The organism is Pedobacter soli (genome assembly GCF_900101435.1).
Lineage (GTDB): Bacteria > Bacteroidota > Bacteroidia > Sphingobacteriales > Sphingobacteriaceae > Pedobacter > Pedobacter soli.
On the sequence record NZ_FMZH01000006.1, the window covers coordinates 183,884 to 202,520 of the forward strand.

An 18,637-nucleotide genomic window follows, 5' to 3' on the forward strand; every position below is an offset into this window, starting at 1 on the left:
ATATGAGTATTGAGATGTGCAATTAGACCAGAGCATTGAGATATGAGATTTGAGAACAAACCATATATCACCGCACCCGGCACAGCACATCAATTTTTATTAATCAATGTTTTAAAAAACAAAACCGTTCCGATGTTAAATCGAAACGGCCTTTATCTTGTGTGCGGAAGAAGGGACTCGAACCCCCACGCCGTGAAGCGCCAGATCCTAAGTCTGGTGCGGCTACCAATTACGCCACTTCCGCAGTTAGGATGTTGTAAGGACTGCAAAGATAGAAACAAGATTCAAAAATCAAAAGGCATCGATCATATTTTATGCATTATTCTCTTAAAAAAATGCTAACTCACTAATTTTTAAGGAGAAAATTTTCGATATCGTGTTCTTTTTTCACTGGTTGGAGGCCCACCAACCAGCTTTAGTGCTTGTTCTTCTGTGTTTCGACTGGTGCTGACACCAGCCGATAGAACGACTTATACAAAAAAACCGCTCTGGATTAGCAGAACGGTTTTAATTATAGTGCGGAAGAAGGGACTCGAACCCCCACGCCGTGAAGCGCCAGATCCTAAGTCTGGTGCGGCTACCAATTACGCCACTTCCGCATCTCAGGATGTTTAATGCGTGCAAAGATAGAAATTAGATTCAATAATCAAACTTTAATATGCAGCCTGAAAGTATAAATAATGAACAGTCTTCCTTTGCTATAGTATAGCTAAAAAATGAAAGTACTGTGTTGCTGTAAGATAGCATTGAACTCCATAATTTTTCGGCAACAAACCCCATGAAAAAATATTTTATCTTTTTTAACAGCAGCCAGATTTCAACCCAGACTTTTCAGGTTTTCCCGCTTAAACTTTCAGTTTAGAATTTAATTAAGGTCACATCAATCAGCTCCGGACCACCATCAACCGGGTAGCCAGCCACTTTTTTTCCTTTTACCGTAACTTCCCTGTTCAGGTAATTATCAAAATTAATACTGTTGCTTTTTAGCGCATAGCTTTTATCTGCTGTTTTTAGCAAATGCGTACCATATTGAAAAGTAGTCATGCCTAGTTTTTCAATTTTACCACTTACGGTTACAGCACCAGCACTTTTGCCATTATTCATTGTTGTACAACCAGAAAGTGCTGCAACAAACAGGGATAGAATTAATATCTTTTTCATGATAGTTTAAACGGATTAATTTACAATACGCTACAATTTAAGAAAATTTAACAGGCGTCTTAATACAATTGTTTCTGAAATTCGAAAAAGTACTGCACAGCCTTAACCAGTCTGCTGCCATACCAGCTAAACATTTCACCATCTACCAGCATCACTTTGGCATGGGGTACCGCAGCCTGTATTTCTTTAATATGTTTTTCGGCAAAAGGGTAAGGTTCTGATGAAAGCAGAATGAGTTCGCAGTTGGCAGTTTTCAGTTGCTCAAGCGTTAGCTCAGGGTAGCGTTGCCGGGTGATTACGTTTGTCATGCCGTTGCTTAGCAATATATTATCAAGAAAAGTATTCTTTCCAGCAGCCATATAGGGTTTCCGCCAGATCAGGTAGGCTACTTTTTTATCAATACGATGTTGCGCAGCCAGCATCTTCAGGTCATTAAAACCGGCAGAAATTAAATGGTTTAAATAAGCAGCTTCAGGTTCGCGATCCACAAGTTCCCCTATCTGGCCAATGGTTTTCATGGCATCATCGAGCGTAAAAATATCGCTCATCCAAACCGGGCAGTATACTTCAAGCTCTTCAATATCGCTCTGCGTATTTTCTTCCTTATTGCCGATAATTAAATCGGGCTTTAAATCTTTAATCAGATCGATATTCAATTTTTTTGTTCCACCCACTTTGGTACGGGCAGCAAACTTTTCTATCGGATGGATGCAAAACTTGGTCAAACCGATAATTTCGGTGTCGAGCCCTAAATCAAACAACAACTCGGTTTGGGAAGGCACCACAGAAACAATCCGTTTGGGCGGAAAATTAATGGTAACCTCCCGCCCCATCTGATCGGTAAATGTTTTTTGCATGGAGCAAAGTTAATTTAACCACAGATAAAAAGGATAAACACAGATAGAAATTGTGACCATTCCAAATCTGCACTTATCCTCAGTCAGTTTTTAACCACAGATAAAAAGGATAAACACAGATAGAAATTGTTACCATTCCAAATCTGCACTTATCCTCGGCAAGTTATTTAAATAATGATATGGATCTAACTTAATACAGCCACATCTTCTTTTACCACACCATCGGCAATGTGCAATATCCGGTTTCCGTATTGTGCGTTCTTTTCTGAATGGGTAACCTGAATAATGGTAATCCCCTCCTCTTCATTGAGCTTTTTAAACAAGCTCATAATTTCTTCGGCCTGTGCCGATTGGAGGTTTCCTGTCGGTTCATCGGCCAGAATGATAGAAGGTTGTGCAGCTAATGCACGGGCAATGCCAACCAGCTGCTGCTGTCCGCCTGATAGCTGATTGGGAAATAAATCTTTTTTAGCTACGATGTTAAAACGGTCGAGCAGATCGGCGATCCTGCTGGCACGTTCTGCACTGCCCACCTTCTTGTATAAAAGCGGGGCTTCAATGTTTTCGTAAACGGTCATTTCATCAATTAGGTGGTAAGCCTGAAACACAAAGCCGATGTGGTTGCGGTATAGCTCGATGCGCTTACGTTCGCTTAGGCTGGTTACATCTTCGCCCATAAAATGATAAGTGCCATAAGTGGGTTCTTCGAGCATGCCTATAATATTAAGCAAAGTCGATTTTCCGGCGCCAGAGGGCCCCATAATGGAAACGAACTCGCCCTGGTTAATGGTAGTGGTTACCAGGCGTAACACATAATTTTTAACGCCCTTATTGGCGTAATACTTTTCGATATTGGTAAGTTGTATCATATTTTTATGGTTAAGCGGGAAGCGGTTAGCGAAAAATCTACGATGAACGCCAAAAGCTATCCGCAGGTCTATTCATATTTAAGTGCAGCTACAGGTTCTGCAATGGCAGTTTTGCGGGCCTGGATGCTAACGGTTAACACCGCAATAACAATTGAAATTATACTGGAGAGCAAAAACGGATAAAGTGGCAGGTCTATCCGGTAAGCAAAGCCTTCCAACCATTTTTTTACTAAAATATAAGCTATTGGCCAACTGATTAAATTAGCTGTTACGACTAAAATTAAAAAGGATTTATTTAAAAGATTTACAATTTGGAAGTTTGATGCGCCCAAAACTTTTCTAACCGCAATTTCTTTGGTCCGACGCTTTGCCACAAAGGTAGATAAAGCAAATAAGCCCAATAGGGATAAAGAAACTGATACTACACTGAAGAGGACAACCATATTCATAAAACGCTTGTTTTCTTCAAGAATTTCGGAAAAGGCATCATCCATAGATTGATATTGAAAGGGAAAATCAGGATAAAGTTTTTTCCATTCGCCTTCTATTTTATTAATCACTCCTTTATAGTTTTTAGTATCAAACCTCACCAGCAGGTTATTGGTATTGGAAGTTCCCCCCAAATGACTTACTTTATAAACGGTAGGTAATACGGCTTTATCAAAACCCTCGTTGTGGTAATTTTTAATCACACCAACTACCTGAAAGGTAATGGTTTTACCCTGGTAATCGACCTTTCCATAAGTTTGGCCCACCATATTTTTGCCCAGCAAACCAGCTGCTGCTTCGTTAAGAACAACCGAGTTAATGGTGTCCTGCACATATTCTTTAGCAAAGAGTCGGCCGGATACTAATTTTACGCCCAGCGTTTGCAGGGCATCCATGGTTACGGTAACACCATTTAGGTTAACTTCGCGGCCTTTGTAAATAATTTTACTTTTGTTGTTAAAGGCATTCCCCATTACCTGTGTAGTAGTAGAAACATACTGTACGCCCGGGATACGCCTGATTTTATCTGCGAAATTTTGGTCGTAGCCTGTCCTCAGATTGATTAACTTGTCCCGGTCAAAACCCAAATCTTTCCCCGAAATATATTTGGTTTGCAGGTGCATTACCCCAATGGCGATAATGAAGGTAACTGAAATGATAAACTGAAAAATAACCAGCACATTGCGTAGGGTAATCCCTTTTAAACTATTGCCGTAATTGCCCTTAAGTACCGAAACCGGGTTATAGTTGGATAATATCCAGGCAGGGTAGCAACCTGCCAACAAGGTAACCACGATAAAAACAGCAATAAGCTGCAAAACAATACTAAACAGGTATTCATTGTGCCAAAAGCTCAGGGTTATGTTAAATTGATGGTTAAATGCAGGCAACAGAATTTCAATCAAAATGACACTTAAAAATAAAGCACTTATACTTTGTAAGGTCGATTCGATTAAAAACTGCAAAATAAGCTGTTTCTTATATGCACCTAAAACCTTTTTTACCCCAACTTCTTTAGCCCTTTGAACAGACTGTGCGGTGGCCAGATTAATGAAGTTGATGATAGATACCACCAATAAGAAGATTGAAATACCTATTACCGGTTTTAACTTATCCAGCCAGTTAAGGCTAAAGGGTGGGTTTGGATGAACATCTTTTAAGCTGATGGCTTTCAAACCCGGACTTTTTCCATCCTTATAAACATCTTTAAAATTAAGTTTTTCTGCTGCGAAAGATTTTTTCTTAAAATCTACATATACTTTTTGCAGGCTTTTATTAGCGGATAAAGTATCTATATCACCCTCCGATTTTGCATATATCTGCGTGTAATGTGAACTGCCAATCTGATCGGGATCATGATCCTGGTCGCCGGTATGGCTTACAGCATTAAATTGAATACTTTCAGGGGTATTCACATCGGCTATGACTCCTGTAATTTTAAGTGAATTACCTGTATCATCGCGCCACCTTACCAATTTAAACTCTTTTCCCAATACATGATCAGTGCCATAAAGTTTATTGGCCAGGCTTTGCTTGATTACCACTGTATTGGGTTCTTTTAATGCATTTGCAGCGGTACCTTGGATAAATTGATATGGAAAAACATTAAAAAAAGCAGAATCGGCATCTTTAATACCTTTAACCATTACCGGATCGGCATGATCTATCTTTACTGAAAAACCATTTCCCCATTCCTGATCTATTTTAGTAACCGCAGTAAATTGCGGTACACTTTCTTTAATTATTCCGGCTATCCTCGAATTGCTGATTTCTTGCCAGTGTTCTTTGTTATCAGGGGTAAAAAAATCATGCTTTTCTCTGATCTGATAAACATTTTTCAATTCCGGCGACCAGCTATCATAACTTTTTTCGTAATTGATATACAAAAGCATCAATACAAAAGCAGTTAGCCCTAAAGCTAGTCCACCAATATTAATGGCGGCATACACCTTGTTTTTCCAAAGGTTTCGCCAGGCGATTTTGAGGTTTAATTTGAACATCTTAGGGTTAACTGTATAAATTGTTAAACTGGTTAATTGTTAAATTGCCAACTGAAAACTGCTAATTGGTTTATTCATATTTAAGTGCATCAATGGTATTGGCAGCAGCAGCCCTATACGAGCGGAAGCTTACGGTAATTAAAGTAATAGTCATGGAAATAAGCATAGCCAGCATAAAGGGCCAGATGCTCAGATCGATCCGGTAAGCAAAACCATTTAACCATTTAGATACAAAGAGATAGGCTAATGGCCAGGCCACCAGATTGGCGATAAAAACCATTACAATGAATGAGCCGTTAAGCATTTTCACCAGTTCGATGGTTGATGCACCCAACACTTTCCGGATGGCTACTTCTTTGGTTCTTTGTGTGGCAACAAAAGAGATTAACCCAAATAAGCCAATAAAGGAAATAAAAATAATTACGCCGGCAAAAACCTTGAAAAGTGTACCCATTACCTGCTCACCCTGATAATAATTTTTAATCTGCTCATTCAAAAACAACTCGCTGTAAACCGATTCGGGAAAAGTTTTTTGCCAGATTTTCTGCACGTTTTTCATTGTAGTTAACATCTGCGCTGAATTTAATTTTATGGCAGCATTAAAATATCTTGCTCTTGACGAACCAACTAAAATAGGATCAATACTCTCGTGCAAGCTTCTGTTTTTAAAATCCTGGATTACACCCACAATCGGAGCTTTCATTCCGCCCATGGATAGTATTTTGCCAATCGCTTCTTGTGGGCTGTTAACATTTAACTTCTTCAGCAAGGTTTCATTAACCAGGTATTCGTTAATCGTATCCGACTTAACGATATTTCTACCGGCTACCAGTTTTAAATCGAATGTTTTCAGGTAGTCTTCGTCTGCATTTTTGGTGTTTACCTGAAAATCGGCATCTTTTGAACTATTGTATGAGAAACTGCTGCCATTATTGTTTTGTGATGAAGGTGGAGTTCTGCACAGACTTACTTCCTCAACACCGGGAACTTGTTTCAACTGGCTTTTAAAAGTATCAAAACGCTGCATGGTCAGGCTATCGTTTGGCAAATCGACCATTGCAATTGCCGTTGGATTAAAGCCCAGTGGCTGCTCGCGAACGTATTTCATTTGCTGAAGAATAACCAGAGTGCCAATGATTAGTGTTACTGTGATGGCAAATTGCACCACCACCAAAACTTTGCGTAAACCTAAGCCACCGGTATTCGCAGAAACCTTGTTTTTTATGGCTAAAACCGGGTTAAACCCTGATATGACAATGGCCGGGTAAAAACCTGCAAGCAAACTGACAAAAACAGCCAGGAATAGCAAAAAAGCTAAAATAATAGGGTGCTCAAAAATACTGAATGATATTTTGGAGCCAAACAAATTTTGCATGCCGGGCAATGCAATTTCGGTTAAAACACTGCCAAGTAATAGCGAAACAAGCACAATAGTTAAGGTTTCGGTTAAAAACTGTGCAACCAGCTGCCCTCTCTGACTGCCCATTACCTTACGAATACCTACTTCTTTTGAACGACTTACCGCCTGCGCAGTAGCTAAATTGATAAAGTTGATGGATGCGGTAATGATTAAAAAAAAGCCGATAACCGCCAGACCATAAATTTGTTTTTTGGGCATAATCCGGCCCGAAAAATTGCCAAACTTACTATTGTAGTGAATATCGTTTAAAGGCTGAAATAAATGACCCTCTTTCCCGGGAGCCTTTTCGGTGTAATATTTCTTTAAAAAGGCTTGTAAAGGTGTGTTTAAGGCTGCGATGTTTACATTGGGTTTTAGTTTAATATAACTCTCTGAGCTTGAGCCTACCGATCCCCACCGATCCAGATTTCTGCTTTTGAAAGATTTATAAGAGAGCATAATCTTTAAGGGCACCGAATTGTTTTCTGCCACATCATCAATTACGCCGATAACGACATAGCTGGCCATGTCATAATTTACAGATTTGCCAAGTGCATTTTTCCAGCTTCCAAAAAATTTATCCGCCATTTCTTTTGAAAGCACAATGTTGCCTGGGTCTTTGAGTGCTGCATAATCGCCTGAGAGCCATTTGTAATCAAATATTCCGAAGAAATCAGGTTCGATATAAAAAACATCTTCCTGAGTTTTTAGCCTTTCTTTTCCAGCAGCATCATTTATCTGAATTACTCCTGTGCTTTGTTCAATGGCCGCAATTTTTTCTATGTATGGAGAAAAATCATTTCGCATTGCCGGAGTTAAAGGCAAAGGAACCCCCTGCGAAAAAAACTGGTTTCCATCACTGTAATCCCACGATGAAACCACACGGTAAATCCGGTCGCTATCTTTAAAATCTTTATCAAAACTCATCTGGTAGCGAATAAAAATAAAGATCAGAATACAGCTGGCCATACCAATCGACAGGCCAAGAATATTAATAAGCGTATAACCTTTGTTTTTCCAGAGGTTGCGCCAGGCTATTTTGAGGTTAAGTTTGAACATCTTAGGGTTAACTGTATAAATTGTTAAACTGGTTAATTGTTAAATTGTCAACTGAAAACTGCCAATTGGTTTATTCGTATTTAAGTGCATCAACGGCATTGGCTTTAGCTACTTTAAAAGTTTGCATACTTACCGTAATTAAAGCAATGAGTACCGAGGTTAAAAGCGCCAGTAAAAAAGGCCATGGGTTTATCGAAATTTTATAATCATATTTTTCGAGCCATTTAGCCACCAGGATATAAGCTGCCGGAATGGCAATCAGGTTGGCAATAACCACCAGTTTCATAAAATCTTTGTTCAGCAAGATTAAAATATCAGAAAGGTTGGCCCCCAAAACTTTGCGGATGCTGATTTCTTTACTACGCTGTTCGGCAGTATACAAGGCCAGACCAAGTAAACCCAGGCACGAAATGAAAATAGCAAAGCCCCCAAAAAGATTGGAAAGTACGCTCAGCAATTTTTCGCTACGCAGTTTTTCGGCCATACCCTGACTCACCATCTTAACTTCGACGGGATAAGCGGGATTTAAGCGGCTGCTAACCGATTTGATAGCCTCAACCGAAGTGCTTAATGATTGCGCCGGGTTTAATTTGAGCAATAAAACCTGACTGGTTTTGATGTTGTAATAATAAACTGTGGGTTGTATTTTCGAAGCGAGCGACTCGTTTGAATAATCCTGCACTACGCCTACCACTTTAAGCGGAGGATTATCGCCCCAATGAATTACGGTACCCACCGGATTTTTTAATTCCATCGTTTTAACAGCGGTTTGGTTGAGCAAAAGCGACGTAGCCGTATCAGCAGAAAACTTAGGATCAAAATCCCTTCCTGCAACAATTTTAACTCCTGTGGTTTTAGCAAAATCGAAACCAGTGCTTCTGTAGTTAATAATCGAAACATCGTTTTTAGGTTTTCCAGGCCACGAAATATCGCCGGTAATAGAGCCTCCACGGGTAAAAGAACCTGCATATTCTGTAGCTGCCGTAATGGCTCCAACCCTTTGCAGCTCGCTTTTAAACAGGCTGAGTTTTTCTGGCTTGGTCCACTCTCCTTCTAAATCTATCTGTGCAAGCGCCGTTTGATCAAAACCCAATGGTTTATTTTTAAGGTGCTGAATCTGGCTGTAAATTACAATGGCTGAAATAATCATGCAGATAGAAAGACTAAATTGCACCACCACCAATGTTTTGCGGATTGACAGCGAGCCTGAAGAACCCTTAAAACCTTTAAGCACTTTTACGGGAATAAAAGAAGAAAGATAGAATGCCGGGTAACTTCCTGCAAGCAATCCGGTAAAGAGCACAATGCCCAGCAGGAGTCCGCAAAACTGATAAGAGCCGTAATCAATCCTGATCGAAATATCGAGCAGGTTGTTGAAATAAGGCAAAGAAACTTCGAGTATAATAAAAGCGATAGCCATTGCCAGAACCGACAACAACAACGATTCGATCATAAACTGCCCCATGATGGTATTACGCGTAGAGCCCAAAGCTTTACGTACACCTACCTCCCTGGCTCTTTTTTCTGATTTAGCGGTAGAAAGGTTCATGTAATTAATGCAGGCAATCAACAATACGCAAATGGCCAGAAAGACAAATAAGCGTAACTGGTCTATTTTACCACCCGCCGATTTTCCGTTATTGAAATTATCGTACAGGTGATATTTGGCTAAAGGAAACAGAAAAATCTGGTAAGTCATTTCCTTTAAGTTAGGTTCTTTGTTTACCACGAAGTTCTTAATGGCTGTATTGGTCGCTTCTAAGTTGGCGTTATCTTTCAGCTGGAACAAGGTTAAACAAGTAATAGCGCCCCATCCATATTCTTTCTCGGCCGGGTTCTCCTGTTCTAAAAATGTCCAGGGCTGTAAAACATCGAAACGGATCGTCTGATTTTTAGGCAAATCTTCAATCACTGCTGTTACTTTCAAACTTTTTTTGTTGTCGTAGGTAATGCTTTGGCCAAGCGGGTTTTGATCACCAAATAATTTTTTAGCTGTAGAAGCGCTAATCAGCACATTATTGGGTTCGGCCAATGCTGTTTCAGGATTACCATAAATGAATTTGTGATCGAGGATTTTCAGAAAATCGGGATCCACACTTAAAGCTTCCAGTTTAAAATGGTTCTGATCGTGGCTATACAACTTAGGACCGCCCGGCATAGACATGCGTGCAGCACTTTTAATACCTGGCAGTTCTGTTGTTGCTGCATTGGCAAGTTTGTTGGGTACCGCCATAGTAGTAGCCAGTTTGCCGTTAAATTTCAGATTTAGGGCTGCAAAGTAAACTTTATCGGCATTTTTATAGTGTTTATCGAAACTCCACTCGTAATTTACGTACAGCAGAAGCATTAAACAGCAAGCCATGCCAATGGCCAGCCCGCCAACATTAATTAGCGTAAAGCCTTTGTGTTTCCACAGGTTTCGTAATGCGATTTTTAGGTTTAATTTGAACATCTTTCAGTATTTTAGTATCGGGTATCAAGTATCAAGACTTCGTTTGCTTTAGTCTTTGGTCTTTCGGCTTTTTGCTTTATTCGTATTTCAAAGCATCAACAGGGTTTGCCTTCGCAGTTTTATAGGCCTGAAAGCTTACCGTAATTAAAGCCATTAATAAGGTGCCCACAGCCGCTACAGGCATAATCCACCAGCTGATATCGGTATGGAATTCGAATTTGATGAGCCATTTGCCCATGGCGTAATAGCTTACCGGAATGGCAATTACAATGGCTACAGCAATCATTTTAAGGAAAGACAGCGATAAGAGTTGCATTAAATTGGCCACTGATGCGCCTAAAACTTTCCTCACACCAAATTCTTTGGTGCGTTGTTCGGCACTGTAGGCTACAAGGCCAAATAAGCCTAAGCAGGAAACAAAAATAGCCAGGCCTCCAAAAAGATTCGATAAAATGCCTAGTGTTTTTTCGGCATTATATTTCTCCAGATACAGGTTATTCAGGAATTTAACTTCGACCGGAAAAGCAGGGTTTATGCCTTTGGTAATCTTGGTAATGGTCTCAATATTACTTTGCAAACTGTTGGTTTCATTTAAGCGCATGGTGATGTAACCGGTCCTCCCCGGATCGAAGAAAACCACCATCGGATTATTCGATTTATAAGGCGAATCCCATACGTAATCGTCAAAAACGCCAATAATGTGGTATTTATCGCCAAAAGCACTCATGGTTTTTCCTACTGCGTTTTTATAGCCAAACACTTTTACTGCCGAAGCACTCACCAGTACACCAACCGAATCAGAAGCGAAATTCTTCGAAAAATCACGTCCATCAGTCAGTTTAATTCCATTGGTTTTGATAAAATCGTAGGTAGTGGCTACCTGATTGAAAAGTACTGTGTTGGTTGGCTTGGTCATTCCCTCCCAGGCTACATCCATAAAGTTGGAACCGTGATGCGATAAACTTACCGACGACTGAAACATGGCAGAAACTGCGCCTGATTGAAGTAATTCGTTTTTAAATAGCTCGTATTTGCCCTTCAGTTGACCATCTTGCGGAATTTCGACCAATGCATTGATATCGAAACCAACAGGCCGGTTTTTAATGTATTGAATTTGCCGATAGATAACCAGGGTAGCCACGATGAGGATAATGGCAAAACAAAACTGGCCCACCACCAATACCTGCCTTAAACTAACCGACCACTGGCCCTTTGAACCAATTTTCCTTTTTAGGGTTTGAACCGGATTAAATGAAGAAAGATAAAAGGCTGGATAACTGCCTGCAATTAAACCTGTAGCCAAAACAATAGCTAAAATCCCTGTCCAGCTTGCTGCATTGAAATATGAAATGCCCAGATTAATATTAAGCAGGTGGTTAAAAGCGGGTAAGGAAAGTTCGAGTAGTGCAATAGCAATAACCACTGCAATAAAGGTTAATACCATCGATTCAGTTAAAAACTGAATGATTAATGAGGTGCGGTTCGCTCCGATTGTTTTCTTAATACCCACTTCTTTGGCCCTTTTCTCTGATTTGGCAGTGGCCATGTTCATGAAATTGATGCAGGCGATAAGCAGGATACCAAATGCCAGCCCCACAAAGAGGTAAATCTGTTCTATCGCCCCTCCAATACTTTTTCCATCTTCAAACTTTCCGTAAAGGTGTAATTTACTGAGCGGGAACAAAGCCTGGGTTTGAAAATCATTGCGGGTATTATTTTTAATCACAGCCATGATTTTTTGATTTACAGCAGCTAAATCGGCATTTTCTTTTAGCCTAAACAATGTAATGTAACTGTAATTGCCCCAGTTGATGGATTTGGCACTTTCATCAATAGATTCGTAAAACGACCAGGGCATCAGGTAATCGAATCTGTTAGAGCTATTTTCGGCCTGATCGCGGATTACTGCAGTGATATTCAGGTCGTACTTATCTTTAAAACGTACAACCTTATTCAAAACATCGGTGCTGCCGAACAACAGTTTAGCGGTAGATTCGGTTAAGAGAATTGAATTGGGATTATTCAGTGCTGTTTTGGCACTGCCCTGAATAAATTCGTAATCGTACATTTTAAAAATATCGGTCTCCGCAAATTTCGATTTACATTTAAAAGCATTGGTACCGTTGGCAATCAGATTTTCTTTGCCATAATCCATCCTTGCAGTATACATTACCTCGGGCAGGGCGGCCTTTATTGCCGGACCAAATGCTGTAACCGAACCCTCAAAGGTGCCGCTTATTTTACGGTTATCCCCCTCAATGTTGGTCATGGTGGTATAAACATTGGCCGCTTCTTTCGCCTGCTTATCAAAGTTCCATTCGTAGGTTACGTAAAGTAACAACATTAAACAGGCAGCCAGACCAATAGCCAAGCCAATTACATTAATGAAAGAAGAGGTTTTGTTCTTCCAAAGGTTCCGTAATGCGATTTTTAAGTTTAATCTAAACATCTCTCCGTTTTTTTAGTATCAAGTAGCAAGTAGTAAGTAGCAAGACTTTGTTTGCTTTAGTCTTTGGTCTTTTAGCTCTCAGCTTTATTCGTATTTTAATGCATCAACCGGATTGGCATTTACTGCTTTTTTAGCCTGAATGCTTACGGTTACAATGGTTAATAAAAGTGTAATCAGTGTTGTGGTTACAAATGGCAGCACCGGGAAATCGATCCGGTAAGCAAAGGTTTTAAGCCACATGTTGGTAACAATGTAGGCGACCGGCCAGGATATGATATTGGCGATTACCACGAGGATAAAAAACGAACTGTTGATTAGTTTCAACAACTGCACATCGGTTGCACCCAGTATTTTGCGTACAGCAATTTCTTTTAAGCGGCCGTTGGTGATGTATTTGGCAAAAGCATATAAACCCAGCAAGGCAATAAAAACGGTTAATACGGCAGCAGCGAAAAATACCGATTGCAATTGCTCCTGTTTTTTAAAGAGCTTGCCATAAAGTTCATCTAAAAAAGCGTAGCGGAAATTTTCGCCATCGAGTTTATTAATTTCAGGCCATTGTGCTTTTAAGGCAGCTAAGGCATCGGCCATTTTATTTTCTTCGATTTTAAGCATGATTTCCATTTTCGGATTTCCGCAGGGATCCTTGATCGCGTAAATGGTGGGTTGGGTTGCATTTTCGAAACCACGGTCTTTAAAATCTTTAATTACACCAACAATTTTATAATTGGTATTGCAACCGATAATGGTTTGACCAATCGGATTGCTTAACCCATATTTCGCGGCCGCACTTTCGTTAATCACAGCCGAATTGGCCGTATCGGTTTTAAAAGCTTTAGAAAAAAAGCGTCCCTCTTTTAATTTGATATCAAGGGTTTCAAAGTAATCGAAATCAACATCGAGGTAATTGATACTTGCCTGAACGCCATTTGAAGTATAAGTATTGGTTCCGTTGGCAGTGCCATTCGGGATTCCGGTTGCTACGGTTGCCGATTTGATGCCCGGAATTTTTAGGATTTTTTCTCTGACAGGCTCAAATTTGTCGGGATCGGAGAATAAGGCAATATTTTTAATGTAAACTACCTGTTCGGCTTTAAAGCCCAAATCCTGACTGCGCATATATTTTAACTGCGCATTGATGATAAACAAGCCAATGATAAAAATAACGGCAATGCTAAATTGAAAAACCAGCAAACCATTGCGCAACCAATAACTCTGTTTACTGGTAGCAAAATTACCTTTTAACACCAGGGCAGGTTTAAAACCAGATAAAACCATTGCAGGATAAATGCCTGCAATGACTGTGATTAAAAATAAAATTAAAGGCAATTGCCAAATCAAACCGTTATCGGCATGCCAGATAGACAGTTTGAGCAAGAACAGGTTATTGAAGCCCGGTAAAACAAGTTCGGCGAGGATAAGTGCCAACACTGTGGCAGCAAAGCACTGCATTAAAATTTCGGTCAGGAACTGCAACGCCAGCTGGAAGCGGAAAGCGCCCATCACTTTTTTAACCCCAACCTCTTTGGCTCTTTTGGTAGCCTGTGCAATACTCAGGTTGGTAAAATTAACACAGGCAATAATCAGGATTAAAATCCCCAGTACAGACAGGGCTATCAATATTTTGTATGGTGCATCGTTACCGGCTTTGGGTTTTAAATGCTGATTTGCTAATGGGTCTAAAAAAGTAGAAATACCTTTTATTTTATCAATGGTTTCCCGGTCAGTTTCGCCTTTCAGCAACTCAGCATGGTATAATCTGGTTATTTTCTCTTGCAGATTGGCTACATCTGTGCCTGGTTTAAGTTGCAAATAGGTAGTGTAATTGTTGTGTCCATAGTTCTCGCCCTGCCCCAATTCATTCCCAATCGAAACGCCATCAAAGGTTACATTTGAATGTGGGTTATTGATAATGGAACCATTAATCTTATTCTTTATACCCATTAAACTACTTCCCACAGTTACCATTTCAGGTTTATTATCTGTTTTATTTGGGAACAGCGCTTTCATGCTCTCTTTACTCAGATACGAAAGCCTTTCTACATCACCTGCAGGTTTTTCAAGTCCGCCGGTAGGTTTTAAGTCGAGTATTTCGGCTGCAGTATAATCTGCTTGCAAAAAATTATTAGTAAAAACAGTGTTATTGCCATTTTTCAATACCAGTTCAAAAAAAATCCCTTTGGTAATACCCATTTTTTCTACTTCCGGAAAATGTTGCTTTATGGCTTTTCCAAGAGGCGGCGGGGTATAATTGGTTTTAAAATCGGGATAGATGCGCCCAACTACATAGATGTTTTTATAGTTCGGATTAGTCTTATCAAAACTGGTTTCGTAGGTAAAATACAACATTACCAAAATAAACGCAGCCAAAGCAATGGCCAAACCACCAACATTAATTGCGGTAATTCCCTTGTTTCTCCAAAGGTTGCGTAAGGCTATTTTTAGGTTTAATTTGAACATTTCTCAGTGTTTTTGGTATCAAGTATCAGGTATTGAGTATCAAGACTTTGCTTGCTTTAGTCTTTGGTCTTTCTGCTTTCTGCCTTATTCGTACTTCAAAGCATCAACCGGGTTAGCTTTCGCGACTTTTACCGATTGGATGCTCACGGTTAAAATGGCAATCAGCACTGATAAAGTAATGGCAGCAATAAAAGGCAATGCCGAAATGTTAATCCGGTATTCGAAAGCGGAAAGCCATTTGTTGATAATGATATAAGCCAGCGGAAAGGCAATGATATTGGCAATGGCCACCAGTTTAATAAAATCCTTATTCAATAAGGTAAGGATATTGGTTGTACTCGCTCCCAACACCTTACGGATACTGATTTCTTTTTTGCGTTGCTCGGCCATGAATAAAGCCAGTCCCAATAAACCCAGGCAGGAAATAAAGATGGCGAAACCACCAAACCAATTGGAAAGTGTGCCCAGTAGCTTTTCATCCTGAAATTTTACTTCAAAAGACTCGTTTACGAACTTAAGGTTAACAGGATAATTAGGTTCCATTTCCTTCACTAAGGCTTCAATTTTGCCCAATGATGAGCTGATATTTTGATTTGGATTTAACCGGGCGATGATCATGGTCGCATTATCCTTGGTATTTAAGTAAAAAATCATAGGTGCCACTTTCTGATAAGCACTCTCTACTACAAAATCTTTTACCACACCAACATTGGTTAACCTCGTACCCCAAAAGGTGATTACGGCACCAATAGGATTTTTTAAATTCATCATTCTCACGGCTGCTTCGTTAAGCATAACACTGCTGGTATCGTTTGGAAATTTTGAAGAAAATTCTCTTCCACTGATGATTTCCGTCCCGATAGTTTCAGTAAAATCATAACCTATCCCCCTATGGTTAAATGAAATAAGTTCTTTTGGATTTTTACCTTCCCATTCAATATTCGTTGTATTGTTTCCGCCCTCTGTAAAGTCAGAATTAAAGAAAGTTACATTCGAGGCTGCGCCAGATTTGATCATTTGAGTTTTAAGCACTTCCAGCTTGCTCTGATCACGTAGTTTTCCATCAATTGCGATCTGCACCAAATTGGACTGATTGTAGCCAATAGGCTTGTTCCTCACATAATTAAGTTGCTGATAAATTACTGCAGTACAAACAATTAAGCACGAAGCAAAAACAAACTGGCCTACCACCAGTACTTTCCTTACCGAAACTGATGAATCGGTTTTTAATCTTAAGCCCTTAAGCACTTTAACCGGTTCGAAAGATGATAAATAGAGTGCCGGATAGCTACCCGCAACAAAACCTGTAAAAATCATCAAGCCAAATAAGGCAAGCCAAAATGAAACATTGTAATAGTCGATGTTTAATTTGATATTCAATAAATTATTAAAGTAGGGTAAACTAACTTCAATCAGAATAAAGGCTAAAGCAGTAGAAATAAAGGTAATCAACAGCGATTCTAAAAAAAACTGGCTAATTAACGATTTACGTGTTGAGCCGATGGCTTTGCGTACACCAACCTCTTTTGCCCTGCGTTCTGACCGGGCTGTAGATAGATTCATGAAGTTTACGCAGGCAATTAACAGGATACAAAAGGCAAGCAGCAAAAATATTTTAAGCTGATCTATCTTACCGCCTATTGATTTTCCATTTTCAAAATCACCATACAAGTGCCATTTGGTTAAGGGATGAAGTAAAGCTACTGCAGCAATTTCTTTGTCGTGTCTTTTATAAATGTTCTTTATTTCAGTGTTAGCGGTTGCAAATGCATTATTATCTTTTAACTGTACAAGGGTAAGACACATATTATTACCCCAATTGTCTTCTTTTGCCCAGGTTTCTCTTTTTACGAATAATTTCCATGGCATAACGCACTCAAAATGGATACTGCTATTGGCAGGAGTATCCTCTATTACACCTTCAACTTTCAATACATCCTGATTTTCGAATTTTACTGTTTTATTTAGAGGGTCCTCATTTCCAAACAATTTCTCAGCCATAGATTTGGTTAAGATGATGCTGTTTACGTTTTTCAAAACTGCTGCGGCATTACCTTTAATAAAAGTGTAATCCAGTATTTGTAGAAAATTCGGATCTGCGAATACTACTTTACTGCTAATTTTTTTATCGCCAACAGTTAGTAAGTTTAGGCGTGGATACGTTGAATGTGAGGCATATTTAACACCGGGAAATTTTTCCTGAATATCTGCTGCCATAGCATTGGGTGTCCATGACCAGCTGAAAGTTTTACCGTTTGCTACTACACTTTGGTACACCACATAGGTTTTATCGCTATTTTTAAACTGCTTATCATAGCCCCATTCGTAAGCCACGTATAAAAGCAAAATCATGCAACTCGCCAAACCAATGGCCAATCCTCCGATATTGATCAGCGAGAATCCCTTGTTTTTCCAAAGGTTGCGTAAGGCTATTTTGAGGTTTAATTTGAACATCGTGTGGTTAACTGTATAAATTGTTAAACTGGTTAATTGTTAAATTGCCAACTGAAAACTGCCAATTGGTTTATTCGTATTTAGTATCAAGACTGCTGCTTATTGCTTTGGTCTTTAAGCTTTCCGCTTTTTGCCTTCCCCAATCTCCCCATCCGGGAAGATTGTTGGGTGGCTCTCATTAAACTAAACTAAAATCTTTATACAAGGTGTAAGGTTTAGGGCTGAAGGTTTAAGGTGTATATACTATAACCTTATACCTCACGCCTTTTACCTTAAACCTCTATATCAGTTCCTCATTGCGGCTCTTGTTCACCTTTTCGGAAATAACGTGACCATCTTTGAGGTTAATAATCCGGTTAGAGAAACTGGCATCATGACTTGAGTGTGTTACCATCACTATTGTAGTTCCGGTTTCGTTTAACTCGCAAAGCAGTTCCATTACTTCGTTACCGTGCGAGCTATCCAGGTTTCCGGTAGGCTCATCGGCCAAAACCAGTTTAGGTTTGGTTACCAATGCCCGGGCTACGGCTACACGCTGCTGTTGTCCACCTGATAATTGTTGCGGAAAGTGCCCGCTACGGTTTACGATGTTCATCCGCTCAATAATTTCGTTAACCAGCTTTTTACGTTCGGTTGCCGGCACTTTATTGTAGATTAGCGGCAACTCGATATTTTCGAAAACGGTCAGCTCATCAATCAGATTAAAATTCTGGAAAACAAAGCCCATATTCCGCTTACGAAAATTAGAGCGCTCCCTGTCGTTAAGCGTTAAAAGTTCGGTATCGATAAACTTATAGCTTCCGCTTTCAGGTTTATCCAATAGGCCCATTACGTTTAACAGCGTAGATTTACCACAACCCGACGGGCCCATGATGGATACAAATTCGCCTTCTTTTACGTAAAGATCGATCCCGTTAAGTGCCGTGGTTTCTACTTCTTCAGTTTTGTAAACTTTTTCCAGTTTTTCTATTTTAATCATAGCTTTTGA

At 39.7% G+C, this 18,637-nt stretch carries 10 protein-coding genes and 2 tRNA genes; all 12 read right to left on the reverse strand.

The window, feature by feature from the left end; all coding sequences use genetic code 11:
• Positions 1 to 162: 162 nt before the first annotated feature.
• The 12 genes from BLR37_RS14755 to BLR37_RS14810 all read right to left on the reverse strand — a co-directional run bounded on the left by BLR37_RS14755 (position 163) and on the right by BLR37_RS14810 (position 18,628).
• Positions 163 to 244 (reverse strand) — tRNA-Leu (locus BLR37_RS14755).
• A gap of 273 nt (positions 245 to 517) precedes the next feature.
• Positions 518 to 599 (reverse strand) — tRNA-Leu (locus BLR37_RS14760).
• 259 nt (positions 600 to 858) lie between these two features.
• Positions 859 to 1,161, reverse strand: a complete 303-nt coding sequence (locus tag BLR37_RS14765) for a hypothetical protein (protein WP_143009581.1) — start codon at positions 1,159 to 1,161, stop codon at positions 859 to 861.
• 59 nt (positions 1,162 to 1,220) lie between these two features.
• Entirely contained in the window at positions 1,221 to 2,018 is a 798-nt protein-coding gene (locus BLR37_RS14770) for an ABC transporter substrate-binding protein (RefSeq protein ID WP_090769832.1), read from the reverse strand.
• 185 nt (positions 2,019 to 2,203) lie between these two features.
• Positions 2,204 to 2,887, reverse strand: a complete 684-nt coding sequence (locus BLR37_RS14775; RefSeq protein ID WP_039476946.1) for an ABC transporter ATP-binding protein — start codon at positions 2,885 to 2,887, stop codon at positions 2,204 to 2,206.
• Positions 2,888 to 2,955: 68 nt separating this feature from the next.
• Positions 2,956 to 5,376: an ABC transporter permease gene (locus tag BLR37_RS14780; protein ID WP_090769834.1), complete on the reverse strand. Its 2,421-nt coding sequence runs from the start codon at positions 5,374 to 5,376 to the stop codon at positions 2,956 to 2,958.
• Between the two features lie 70 nt (positions 5,377 to 5,446).
• Entirely contained in the window at positions 5,447 to 7,834 is a 2,388-nt protein-coding gene (locus BLR37_RS14785) for an ABC transporter permease (RefSeq protein ID WP_090769836.1), read from the reverse strand.
• Positions 7,835 to 7,904: 70 nt separating this feature from the next.
• Positions 7,905 to 10,286, reverse strand: a complete 2,382-nt coding sequence (locus BLR37_RS14790; protein WP_090769838.1) for an ABC transporter permease — start codon at positions 10,284 to 10,286, stop codon at positions 7,905 to 7,907.
• A 76-nt stretch (positions 10,287 to 10,362) separates the two neighbouring features.
• Positions 10,363 to 12,735: an ABC transporter permease gene (locus BLR37_RS14795; RefSeq protein WP_090769840.1), complete on the reverse strand. Its 2,373-nt coding sequence runs from the start codon at positions 12,733 to 12,735 to the stop codon at positions 10,363 to 10,365.
• Between the two features lie 84 nt (positions 12,736 to 12,819).
• On the reverse strand, positions 12,820 to 15,195 hold the full coding sequence (locus BLR37_RS14800) for an ABC transporter permease (protein WP_090769842.1): 2,376 nt from the start codon (positions 15,193 to 15,195) through the stop codon (positions 12,820 to 12,822).
• An 84-nt stretch (positions 15,196 to 15,279) separates the two neighbouring features.
• Complete coding sequence (locus tag BLR37_RS14805; protein ID WP_090769844.1) at positions 15,280 to 17,649, reverse strand: ABC transporter permease; 2,370 nt, start codon at positions 17,647 to 17,649, stop codon at positions 15,280 to 15,282.
• A gap of 280 nt (positions 17,650 to 17,929) precedes the next feature.
• Positions 17,930 to 18,628 (reverse strand): ABC transporter ATP-binding protein, encoded by a 699-nt coding sequence (locus BLR37_RS14810; protein ID WP_090769846.1) that lies wholly within the window; start codon positions 18,626 to 18,628, stop codon positions 17,930 to 17,932.
• Positions 18,629 to 18,637 lie beyond the last annotated feature (9 nt).

What these genes read in the sequence shown, in the direction of transcription:
- BLR37_RS14765 (WP_143009581.1), bottom strand. Translation starts at nt 1,161, where the DNA reads ATGAAAAAGATATTAATTCTATCCCTGTTTGTTGCAGCACTTTCTGGT.
- BLR37_RS14770 (WP_090769832.1), bottom strand. Translation starts at nt 2,018, where the DNA reads ATGCAAAAAACATTTACCGATCAGATGGGGCGGGAGGTTACCATTAAT.
- BLR37_RS14775 (WP_039476946.1), bottom strand. Translation starts at nt 2,887, where the DNA reads ATGATACAACTTACCAATATCGAAAAGTATTACGCCAATAAGGGCGTT.
- BLR37_RS14780 (WP_090769834.1), bottom strand. Translation starts at nt 5,376, where the DNA reads ATGTTCAAATTAAACCTCAAAATCGCCTGGCGAAACCTTTGGAAAAAC.
- BLR37_RS14785 (WP_090769836.1), bottom strand. Translation starts at nt 7,834, where the DNA reads ATGTTCAAACTTAACCTCAAAATAGCCTGGCGCAACCTCTGGAAAAAC.
- BLR37_RS14790 (WP_090769838.1), bottom strand. Translation starts at nt 10,286, where the DNA reads ATGTTCAAATTAAACCTAAAAATCGCATTACGAAACCTGTGGAAACAC.
- BLR37_RS14795 (WP_090769840.1), bottom strand. Translation starts at nt 12,735, where the DNA reads ATGTTTAGATTAAACTTAAAAATCGCATTACGGAACCTTTGGAAGAAC.
- BLR37_RS14800 (WP_090769842.1), bottom strand. Translation starts at nt 15,195, where the DNA reads ATGTTCAAATTAAACCTAAAAATAGCCTTACGCAACCTTTGGAGAAAC.
- BLR37_RS14805 (WP_090769844.1), bottom strand. Translation starts at nt 17,649, where the DNA reads ATGTTCAAATTAAACCTCAAAATAGCCTTACGCAACCTTTGGAAAAAC.
- BLR37_RS14810 (WP_090769846.1), bottom strand. Translation starts at nt 18,628, where the DNA reads ATGATTAAAATAGAAAAACTGGAAAAAGTTTACAAAACTGAAGAAGTA.